This is a genomic window from Moorena sp. SIO3I6 (genome assembly GCF_010672095.1).
The window spans coordinates 1-2,197 of the sequence record NZ_JAAHHU010000792.1; the positions used below are offsets into that span (position 1 = coordinate 1).

The window sequence follows — 2,197 nt, forward strand, 5'->3', positions numbered from 1 at the left end:
TCTAAAGAAAAATCAATATAATATTTGTTATCTTCTTCAGGATGATCTCTTAAAAATAAAGTCCTTCCTGGATTTGTCGCTTGCAAAAATGTTCGTAAGTCTAGTGGCATTTCTGAGTACATAAAAAAATTGTAGTAAGTGAAGAAAGTGATGATGTTTTAAATACAAACAAATTGCTTGAAACCAATATATAGAGAGGAATACCGGGAGGAGGTCAAAGTTGCAGAACAGATGCACTAAGTAGGTGTGCATAAATAAACTTTAAAACTCAAAATCCTAAAATGAAGCTGAAAGCCTTGATTAAAGGGGTTTTCAGCATTTTGAATCTCAATCGCTATTTTACGGATAATTATGCCCACCTAATTATATACTATCAGAGCAAGCTCAAACACATGAGAGGGCTATAGTTTTAGTACAAATGTTCTGCATAAGTGACATGCTCCCGCAACACCCGTAATTTAGTTTATCTCAATCTCAAAGTAGGCTGATTAATATAATACCCTTTGATGAGACGCAGAGTTTTTTTTGGGAGCTATAGCAACCCTAACCCTAAATGATTTGTGACAAGTTAGGGGCTTGAAACCCAGGTATAACAAGGATCACGTTTCCGAAAATTACCACAACCTATTTAGCTGGGGGGGTAACATGCAAGCTTAAATCCTTACTGGGTAATAATTTCAGCCCATAAGTTACTTAGCGATGCAGCGCCTTTTAAGAATTAAATTCGCCACGGGTCGCACCTAAAAGATACATTCTGTTTTGGGCGCGACCTTGGACGTAGTTATAAGGGTTTGAGGTTCCAGAAAGCGATGCAGCGCCTTCACGCGGGGGTTTCCCCCACTCGCGCTTTGCATCAAGACAATGAATCGAGGGTTAATTTGGGACTGTATTTTCCCTGAGCTCATTGGCATCAAAGCCTTATATACTAAGGTTTTTAGGGCTCATGTTACCTCCTCAGATTGCCTTGATTTTCCTTATACCATAATTGTAGTTAACATTTTCTATAAAAAGTGATTTCATTAATCATATTAAATGTTGAGATTAATTTATTTATTTAACTTAATTAATCTCAAAAATATTGCAAGTATTTACATTTTTTTTTAAGATTTGTAATAATTCAAGTAGGGAATTCCCGCATTTGTGACAAGTTGGGCGTACGCAATCGAAAGTCTAACAGAGTCAGTTTTCAGCTGATTTACTCGCCCTAGGAGGCGCGCACCGTCCAGTTTTTACGTTGGTTTGTATGGTCAACTTGGGTTAGTTTAAATGATGTTTGTCTAGAATTAGTAACGGAATTAGTGAAATTCAATCCTAATAAGGGATGCAGCGCGGTCTTGGGGGTTTCCCCCACTCGCGCTTTGCATCAAGACAACGAAAGTATTATCAACGAGGTATAAAGGCGCTTATTGCTTATAGAGTATGCGTTTTAGCTTATTTCGTCGCCCCCTCAGGGTTTTATTAAGCACCTAAACAAAATTAATTTCCTACTACCAATCTCTGTAACCCTTACATCGTAAGGCTTTGAGTTTTGTAAAATGTGTAATTAATTTTGTGCACCTGCTTACTTATATAAAACAAGTTTTAGCCCCATCATTATGGCCAGGTTCCGTGGTAATTATGGATAATTTATAGCGCTTTCATCGGGGTGAGCTTTTGCGTATACCCAAGCATTGGCTAAATCAGCAGCTGTAACTGTTGGATAACTTTTTAAAAGGTCACCATCACTGTATCCAAGACGACGAGCTTCTACAAGTAACCAGACGGGAATACGAGTATTGGCAATGCAAGCTTCTCCCCCACAAATTCTAGGGTTTTTCTCAATTCCTTGCCAATTGTTTGTGAGACTTTGAGCAAGTAACTGAATAACCTGCACTTTTTCACTAGGGCTAAGGGCAAGAAGTTGTTGCTCTAAGTCTTTAAGTACCACGGATGTCAATCCTTTGATGGGCGGGAAACCGATAGTTATAATTCTATCAGAAATCGGGAATCGGGAATCGGGAATCGGTAATCTGGTTAATTGATAGTATTGCTGAACCCGAAAAGGGTAAGAGTTGGTTTCAGGAAAAAATTACCCAATGGTTAGGAAATTTACCTGACGATCAAGCAGAGTTAGCTCAGAGCTATCACCACCTGCGGCTTAAGAATTAAATTGGCCACGGGTTGCACGGTCAGGAATGGGCATCTTGCCCGTTCCTGA

General features: G+C 39.0%; 1 protein-coding gene. It reads right to left on the reverse strand.

What is annotated here, in order from left to right; all coding sequences use genetic code 11:
- Positions 1 to 1,615 precede the first annotated feature (1,615 nt).
- A complete protein-coding gene (locus tag F6K49_RS42795) occupies positions 1,616 to 1,927 on the reverse strand; it encodes a DUF433 domain-containing protein (RefSeq protein ID WP_293107585.1) in 312 nt (103 codons plus the stop codon).
- Between the last annotated feature and the right edge of the window lie 270 nt (positions 1,928 to 2,197).